Annotated in this window: 8 protein-coding genes and 1 pseudogene; 5 read left to right on the top strand and 4 right to left on the bottom strand. The window is 40.2% G+C overall.

The window, feature by feature from the left end:
* Positions 1 to 62: 62 nt before the first annotated feature.
* Positions 63 to 1,739: a multicopper oxidase family protein gene (locus RT422_RS10920; protein ID WP_312116771.1), complete on the bottom strand. Its 1,677-nt coding sequence runs from the start codon at positions 1,737 to 1,739 to the stop codon at positions 63 to 65.
* 203 nt (positions 1,740 to 1,942) lie between these two features.
* Between RT422_RS10920 and RT422_RS10915 the strand changes: the two genes are divergently transcribed.
* Together RT422_RS10915 and RT422_RS10910 are read left to right on the top strand one after the other, a co-directional pair.
* A complete protein-coding gene (locus RT422_RS10915) occupies positions 1,943 to 2,626 on the top strand; it encodes a heavy metal response regulator transcription factor (RefSeq protein ID WP_312116769.1) in 684 nt (227 codons plus the stop codon).
* Complete coding sequence (locus RT422_RS10910) at positions 2,616 to 3,995, top strand: heavy metal sensor histidine kinase (protein WP_312116768.1); 1,380 nt, start codon at positions 2,616 to 2,618, stop codon at positions 3,993 to 3,995. Before RT422_RS10915 ends, RT422_RS10910 begins: the two co-directional genes overlap by 11 nt.
* A gap of 135 nt (positions 3,996 to 4,130) precedes the next feature.
* Here the strand turns inward: RT422_RS10910 and RT422_RS10905 are convergent, their stop codons facing one another.
* Positions 4,131 to 4,418: a metalloregulator ArsR/SmtB family transcription factor gene (locus RT422_RS10905; RefSeq protein ID WP_312116766.1), complete on the bottom strand. Its 288-nt coding sequence runs from the start codon at positions 4,416 to 4,418 to the stop codon at positions 4,131 to 4,133.
* 94 nt (positions 4,419 to 4,512) lie between these two features.
* On the opposite strand from RT422_RS10905, the gene RT422_RS10900 reads away from it, so the two are divergent.
* Both RT422_RS10900 and RT422_RS10895 read left to right on the top strand, forming a co-directional pair.
* Positions 4,513 to 5,172: an NAD(P)H-dependent oxidoreductase gene (locus tag RT422_RS10900; RefSeq protein ID WP_312116764.1), complete on the top strand. Its 660-nt coding sequence runs from the start codon at positions 4,513 to 4,515 to the stop codon at positions 5,170 to 5,172.
* A 9-nt stretch (positions 5,173 to 5,181) separates the two neighbouring features.
* The gene (locus RT422_RS10895) at positions 5,182 to 6,096 is read left to right on the top strand and encodes an ArsB/NhaD family transporter (RefSeq protein ID WP_312116762.1); all 915 of its coding nucleotides are present in this window, start codon (positions 5,182 to 5,184) and stop codon (positions 6,094 to 6,096) included.
* Positions 6,097 to 6,350: 254 nt separating this feature from the next.
* Here the strand turns inward: RT422_RS10895 and RT422_RS10890 are convergent.
* A pseudogene (locus tag RT422_RS10890) lies at positions 6,351 to 7,034 on the bottom strand (IS5 family transposase); the annotation flags it as partial.
* 45 nt (positions 7,035 to 7,079) lie between these two features.
* Between RT422_RS10890 and RT422_RS10885 the strand changes: the two are divergent.
* A complete protein-coding gene (locus tag RT422_RS10885) occupies positions 7,080 to 7,259 on the top strand; it encodes a CopG family ribbon-helix-helix protein (RefSeq protein ID WP_204155273.1) in 180 nt (59 codons plus the stop codon).
* A gap of 35 nt (positions 7,260 to 7,294) precedes the next feature.
* On the opposite strand, the gene RT422_RS10880 is transcribed toward RT422_RS10885, so the two are convergent.
* Positions 7,295 to 7,901 (bottom strand): hypothetical protein (locus tag RT422_RS10880; protein ID WP_313422263.1); only part of this gene is annotated, 607 nt, incomplete at its 5' end.

The raw sequence follows: 7,901 nt of genomic DNA, 5'->3' as shown, positions 1-7,901 counted from the left end.
TGCATGGGGCAGGTGTAACTATTATTTTCGTTAGCGTTTTGCATTCAATTATTCCTTTAGCTCTAGACACCAATAACCTTTAAACTACCCATCATACCGAGGTTTTCATGCTCTAAAATATGACAGTGGTACATTCTTAAACCTGCATGGTTTTGTTTGGTACGAATCCATACGGTCTCGTTAGGGCGAAGATTGACCACATCTTTTAAGGCTCTAAAGCTGGCTGTTTCGGTTTTACCTTGCCATTGTTTACGAATAACCTCAAACTGTGTGCCGTGTAAATGAAATGGATGATCCATGTGCGAAGCATTCTGTATTTCCCATTCTTCAACTTCGCCAACCCGACTGGTCAAGTCAATGCGTTTCATATCAAATACTTTATTATCAATGGTAAACATTCCTGTCATCATGCTAGGTGGCAAGTCAGAGCTAGCTTGCCCTTGTGTAGATGAGTTGCTAGACATCATGGAGTGCATGCCATTTTCCATCGACATATTTGACATATTATGCGACATCATGGGCGTAGAAGCGACGGCTGAAGCAGTGCCATGATTCATCGCATTCATAGTTTCATTAAAAACGATTTTTTTACGAGCTTTGACATCACCCCACGCAGGGATTGTTCTTAATTTACTTGGTAATCTAGCTACTTTTCCTTGGGTTCCGACAGTGGCTAAAGTTAAAGTGGTGGGGTTTTCTTGTACCATCATTTTTTGACGGTTGTAATACAAGCTTTGTAAAGGAGTGGCATTTTTAATCACACCTTGTACAATGACCTCGACTCGTTCTGCTGGAGCTAAAAATAACTCATCGACCGCAGGTCTAGGGCTTTCCAGTAAACCGCCTTCAGTGCCAATCACAATCCATTTTACCCCTGGTATATTTAACCGCAGATAACGAGCACTGGTAGCATTCCAAATGCGAATTCTTTCATCGCCTTGCAAGGTGATTTTTGGTTGATATTGTCCATTAATAAGTACAATTTCGCCTTCTCTACCATTCATCCAATCATTCATATTATTGGCAGGGATGTGACCATCAGCAGCCAAGCGAAGGTCAGAGATTAACCAATGTTGCTCTTTTAAACTCGCTAATGGGTCATTTTTGGCACGAACAATCAGTGTGCCTGCTAAACCCTTATACACCTGTTCAGAAACGTGTTCATGTGGGTGTGGGTGATACCAATAAGTGCCTGCACTGCCTTCTGGTAGCGTAAAAGTATAAGTTTTACTTTGACCAGGCATAATCGGGTCTTGTGGATTGCCATCCGATTGCACAGGCACATCTAATCCATGCCAATGAATTGTGGTAGGTTGGGGTAATTCATTACGAAAATTTATCTCTACCGTATCACCTTCAGTTACTACAATTTGTTGCCCGCCTAGGGTGTCGTTATATAGCCAAAATTCCGTTTCCTTGTTATCAGCCACCACTTTTTTAGTAACCCCTGCCGTTATACTGGCTTTAAAGGTATTTGACTGTTTGCTGATATTAGCTAGGAGAGGCAGTGTGGCAAGTGGTGCACCTTTGACTAATTTACTAGGCGACATGAGTTGCTCACTTGCCATAGTACCCATTTCTTTATTCATATCACTCATATCATGGTTCATACCACTCATATCATTCATATTATGAGATTCATGATTCATACCTGCCTTTTCAAGGCTTTTTGAACAACCAACAATTACTGATGTTGCTGCAAGTCCTAAACCATATTGTAATAGTTGCCGTCTTTTCATGTGAGTGACTCCATCAATTGTTTTTTGCGTTCTCTCAAAAGGTTTAATAATAAACGATTCTATAAACTACTATTTTATTTAAACTAATATACGCTATTACACACAACATTTAACTGACACAAAAATGACATTTTTGTCATTTTCACAAAAAATAGTATTTTAACGGTATGATATTCATGAAAAATTCGTGTTAGGTGATACTTATGAGAATTTTATTAGTAGAAGATGAACATAAAACGGGCGATTATTTAAAACAAGGCTTAACTGAAGCAGGCTATGTCACTGATTGGGTTGCAGATGGCTTATCAGGCAAGCATCAGGCTCTTAGCTCAGACTATGATTTGATTATCTTAGATGTTATGTTACCTGGTCTAGATGGTTGGAGTGTCATCAGCGAAATTCGTAAAGGTGGCAAAACTATGCCTGTACTATTTCTAACAGCCAGAGATCAAATTGAAGATAGAGTAAAAGGTCTAGAGCTAGGGGGTGATGATTATCTAGTCAAACCTTTTGCTTTTGCAGAGTTGCTTGCACGTATTAAAACTATTTTACGACGAGGACAGCCTAGAGAAGATACCAATGTCATTAAAATTGCTGATTTAGAGTTGGACTTGATTAAACGTCGTGTCACCCGAGCAGGTCATCGCATTGATTTAACTGCTAAAGAATTTGCTTTAATGGAATTATTTATGCGGCGACAAGGTGAAATCCTCCCTAAAACCCTAATTGCCTCTCAGATTTGGGATATGAACTTTGATAGTGATACCAACGTTGTTGAGGTAGCAATTAAACGTTTGAGAACTAAGATTGATAGTAATTTCGAGGTCAAACTGATTCATAACGTACGAGGCATGGGATATGTCTTAGAGGTTGAGCGTGAAGCATAATCTATTTAAATCAATCAGTGTTAAAATTAGTATTATTTTTTCCTTATCTACTATTTTTATACTGATAATCATGGGTTTATTCGTCAATAAGTTAGTGATGAATCATTTTGACTATCAGGATCGTACCTTACTCGAGGGAGAAATCCAAAGAATTGAACATTTACTACAAAAAGATAATCTGGACTTGGAATATTTAAACGCTTATTTAACCGATGCCATGGTAGGGCATAAAGATATTTTTTTACAAATCGAGCGTAAGCAAGGGGATATATTGTTTAGCTCATCATACCACCCAGTCAAAATGCAACAGTCGGCTCAAGTGACCAAGGGTGATTGGATTAAATGGGTCAATGATAATAAGCAATACCACGGTCTAGTAAGTTCAACATACATTAATAACTCGACCAATCAAGAGCCTGTTAGTATTATCGTGGGTGTCGATAACAACATACATCAACATTTTTTAAATCATTTTAAATATCAATTATTTTTAATTGGGTTAGCGGGCAGTCTATGTCTGATGTTATTAGGCTGGTTTGCAGTAAGACAAGGTCTAAAGCCTGTGCAAAGCATGACAGAGGTAGCAAAAGGTATTTCAGCCCAAAATCTTTCACAACGTTTAGTTGTAAAGAATATACCCACGGAGCTACAACCGTTAGCCATTGCCTTTAATGATATGCTTGATAGGCTTGAAATAGCCTTGGAAAAACTCTCTGATTTCTCATCTGACTTAGCCCATGAGTTTAGAACCCCGATTAATAATCTGCTGACTCAAACACAGGTTTGTCTAGCTCGAAATCGTGATATTGAAACCTATCAAGAAATACTCTTTTCAAATCTTGAAGAGTTTGAGCGGTTAGCTAGAATGGTATCTGACATGTTATTTTTAGCAAAAGCTGAACATGGACTTAACTTACAAAATCTACAGATGATAGAATTATCCAAAGAAGTAGAAGCCTTATTTGAGTTTTATGATGCAGTCGCTGCCGAAAAAAATATGACCCTAGTCCAAGAAGGCTCAGGTAATGTGTGGGGTCAGTCTGATTTATTACGTCGTGCTTTAAGCAATCTGTTGTCCAATGCCGTTAAATATGGGAAACATAATTCGGTTATACAAGTTAAAATACAGCAAAATGCTAATACGACTATGTTTAAAATAGAAAATGAAGCTGCCGAAATCCCAAAAGAGCAGTTAGCACGATTATTTGATCGTTTTTATCGTATAGATGGTTCAAGGCAAAGAAAAGAAGAGGGAAGTGGTCTAGGACTGGCTATCACAAAATCTATTTTGGATATGTTGGGTGCAAGCATCAATGCCGAATCAGTGAATGGTAAAATTACTTTTACGATTATTTTTACGAACCCATAAACATAAATGGTGTAAGCAAAGACACACAGAAGGTCATGTTAATGTCTCTATTCCATATTTAAAAAATGTCCAAGAAAAAGAATATTCTCTAGGGTGCCATATGCTCCAAATTCTGTGCTAACCCTACTTAAAAAATTAATCACTGACGGTATCAGGGATTAATTCAATAACCTTCTGACACCAGTCTGCCAAATCCTTATCAATCTCATACCAAATCCATGTCCCCCGACGTTTACTTGATAATAATCCTTGTGTTTTTAATTGGCTTAAGTGGCGTGAAACAGTAGGTTGTGGCTGACCTAGTTGAGTCGTAATATCGCAAACGCACATCGCCCCTTGCTTGCTTAATAGTTGGACAATGTTTAAGCGAGTAGGGTCGCTTAACGCTTTAAAAAAATCACTTGTAGAAAATCTACCATTCATATATTTACATATCCGAATATTTAAATTAATATAAATAATATCACGTTGTTAGGCTTTGTCAATGTCGTTGGATTGAACAATTAGGGAGAGGTCTATGCATTTTCTTATTTTTTTAGGCTCGGTGCGTGACAGTGCACCCCCTAAGCCTGCAAGATTAGGACAACGGGTGGCATTGGCTTGTCAGCATTATCTTCAAGTAGCGTTTCCAAATAGTCACATTGAAGTCATCGACCCACTCGATTATCCCTTAGAACAGGTTTTTAAACCACATTTTGCCTATGCCAAAGGCAAAGCACCCGATTATTTAGAGCAACTAGCGATAAAGATTGCCCAAGCGGATGGCTATGTAATGGTTAGCCCTGAATATAATCATGCGATGAGTCCTGCGTTGATGAATTTGCTAAATCATTTTGGCAGTTCGTTATTTTCTTTTAAACCCAGTGCCATCGTTACTTATTCAGCAGGGCAATGGGGTGGGATGCGAGCAGCGGTTAATATGCGTACCTTTTTAGCAGAATTGGGCTGTTTATCGGTCTCCGCCATGATTCATATTCCTAAAGCTCAAGAGGTGTTTGATGAGCAAGGCGAGTTTATGGAAGGCGTAGATGCCAATCAATGGCAGGGCTATTTTGGGCGTACCTTTTTGCAACTACATTGGTGGGCAGAGGCGACGAAAGCCCAACGCCAAGTAAGTAACCCGTTTGAGATGACACCGCCTTTTTTAATATCGCCAAAAGAGCGTAATGCCCCATAAGGACAAGAGATGTTGTTAGCTGCCAGTATTTTTCTTTTGACACTCGTTTTTGTGATTTGGCAACCTAAAGGCTTGGGCATCGGCTGGACGGCGAGTATCGGTGCGTTACTGGCTTTGCTCGTGGGTGTGATTACCACCGCTGATATTCCTGTGGTATGGGACATCGTGTGGAATGCGACGTTTGCCTTTATTGCGATTATTATCATCAGTCTTTTGCTGGATGAAGCAGGATTTTTTAAATGGATTGCCTTGCACGTTGCTCAACTTGCGGGAGGTAGTAGCACAAAGCTATTTGTCTTTATCGTACTATTGGGTGCGTTGGTGTCAGCATTCTTTGCCAATGATGGGGCGGCGTTGATTTTGACCCCGATTGTGATTGCGATTTTGACGGTGTTACGCTTTAGCCCTGCCACCACCTTAGCGTTTATTATAGCGGCGGGCTTTATTGCGGATACCGCAAGTTTGCCACTGGTGGTGTCTAACTTGGTCAATATTGTCTCTGCTGATTTCTTTGACGTAACATTTGACCATTACGCTTTGGTGATGGCTCCTGTGAATTTGGTATCGGTGCTGGCATCGCTTGTTGTCTTATATGGTTTTTATCGCAAAGATATTCCGCAGGTGTATGAGCTAAGTTCGGTGGATAATCCGCAATCAGCCATTACTGATAAAGCGACTTTTATAACAGGTTGGGTCGTGTTAGCGGCATTGCTCGTCGGGTTTTTTGTATTAGAGCCGATGGGCATTCCGATTAGTGCGATTGCAGGACTGGGGGCGGTAGTCTTGATAATCGTTGCTTTGTTAGGTAGAAAATTACCATTACTACCTGTAATAAAAAACGCCCCTTGGGGTCATCTGAGAATTCGGACCATAATGTACGCTAAGGAATTTTGTCGAGTATTATACCATTATAGATTTGCGTGATAATAGGGCTAGCCTATGGAAAACACTTGTTTTACATAGAATTATTTATTTTCTTAATCTTCTGCCTGTTTATCGACTTTCTGATATCTACCAAAGCCAATATAATCAAACTGCGTAAATTCGTGATTAAAAGGGTTTGATAGAATGTTATTTTTATCAATTATTAAGAATTTTGCTCATTTCTTGGATGAAACATGGATTAAAACTCGACAAAATTCCTTAGCGTACATTATGGTCCGAATTCTCAGATGACCCCTAGTTTGACTCTTTTGAGTATTGGTGAGCTTTTGTTGTTCGGTTAAGGGAGTATTACGCCATGCTCTATCATGAATATGATTTTCTATCGGTGGTTCATGCTCGGCAAGGTAGTCATCATGGGCTTGGCTTTTATACGTACTGTCAGCATACACGGCGGATTCATCACCTGTTAAAAGCGTGGTAAAACATTGTGAGTCATGAACATTGGCAGCGGTGGTTTCAACCTTTTTGACAAAGCTGTCTTCATCACAGTTGAGATGAATTTTATAACCGTAGATGGTTTTTAGTCTGCCTGTGCTGTCTTTTTTACTGACGTAGGCAGCTTCATTATCTTGGGTATTGTTAGTGTGTTTGCCTTTTTTGGGTCGTTTGTTTTTGGCCTCAACGATACTGGCATCGATGATGCTAACACTGCCTGCTTTAATGATGATGTTTTGCTGGGCAAGTTGGTCATTGATTTGGTCAAATAAGGATTCGGTAATCCCAAGCTCGCCCAGGTGTTTGTGGTATCGCCAGATAGTGCTGTGGTCGGGTACTTTGTCGGTCAGTGATAGTCCGACAAAGCGACGAAATAGTAAGTCCCGTGCTAGCTGTTTTTCCATGGCTGGGTCGGATAGGTTGTACAGTTTTTGTAGTAACAGGATTTTAAACATGACAAGGTGGGGATGTGTGGCGACTTCATGACAACCTACAGTCTTCAGTAAGTTACTTACAGGGTTTAAGTCATGACGGATAAGAAGACCGCTGATAAAAAATCTGTTGCCCTAACCGTGCGTCTTGATGAGAACTTGGTCAATGAATTTAAACGGGTGTGTGCTGAAAAAGACTACTCCCAGTCTTTTGTGATTCGTGAGTTGATTAAAAGGTATTTGGCAGATAATAAGCAGCGGGATTTGTTTCGCTAATCTACATCTAATCATCCAATTACCGTTATCCACCCCTACCGCCCAAACCCTCTAAACGGCTCATGTCTTAACTCTTTATCTTTTTCCAACTTTTTAGCGGTCATCGTTAATTGGGCATACCCCGACAAATCATACGGATGGCTATCGACGAATGATTCCGCCTCCTTTGTTGTCGCCTGTCGTCCCATTGACCCATCAGAATTAGCATGATGTAACAACCCCTCCTTGGCATACCCAACCACCTGCTGCTTTAACCCATTAAATAATTTTTTGAACAACGCAATCACGGCTTTAACAACGGCTGAAACTGCGCCAATGATTGTCTTAAACTGATTTGCTGATTTTTGAAGTCCATGAGCGTGGAAGCCATAGCCTCTTTTAACCTTTCTAATTCGCCGATTAAGTTGGATAAATCGGTTTGTTTGCTTGTCATAGCCTGTTGTGAGGTTGCTAAGCCCTCCATCTGTGTCTGTAAGCTGGTTATCGAATTGTGTAAGCTGGTTAGCGAGTTTTTTACTGCGCTGTCGTCGAGCAGTGATACGCTGTCCAAACTGGTCAAGGTGGCTGCTATCTTGTCCTGCAAGCGCTGAAATTCTTCTCGTCCTTTTTTCAGTGTTGCTATCTCGGATTTCTGTAGCTTGT

It is taken from the genome of Moraxella sp. CTOTU49803 (assembly GCF_032097965.1).
Classification (GTDB): domain Bacteria; phylum Pseudomonadota; class Gammaproteobacteria; order Pseudomonadales; family Moraxellaceae; genus Faucicola; species Faucicola tetraodonis.
This window is presented reverse-complemented; position numbering and strand designations above follow the sequence as displayed.